Source organism: Streptococcus sp. k-90 (assembly GCF_013277565.1).
In the GTDB taxonomy this organism is placed as follows: domain Bacteria; phylum Bacillota; class Bacilli; order Lactobacillales; family Streptococcaceae; genus Streptococcus.
In genome coordinates this window covers 1-248 of sequence record NZ_VMNE01000054.1, presented here as the reverse complement: position 1 = coordinate 248, position 248 = coordinate 1, and the positions used below count along the sequence as shown (strand labels likewise).

At 44.8% G+C, this 248-nt stretch carries 1 protein-coding gene; it reads left to right on the top strand.

The features are described from left to right. The coding region (locus tag HT734_RS09315; RefSeq protein WP_173308536.1) for a DUF1542 domain-containing protein at positions 1 to 248 on the top strand (248 nt) is incomplete at both ends.

Genomic DNA, 248 nt, shown 5'->3' with positions numbered 1-248 from the left:
GCTAAAGATGCAGCAGATAAGGCTAAAGCAGCAATTGATGCAGCACCAAGCAATGCAGAAGTAGATAAAGCTAAGGAAGCTGGTACTGGAGCAGTTGAAGCAATCAATCCAGAAGCCAAAGCTAAACCAGAAGCTAAGCAAGCAATCGATGACGCTCTTAAAGCTAAGGAAGCAGCAATTGACGCTCGTACAGACTTGACAGATGACGAGAAGAAAGCAGCTAAAGATGCAGCTAAAGATGCAGCAGA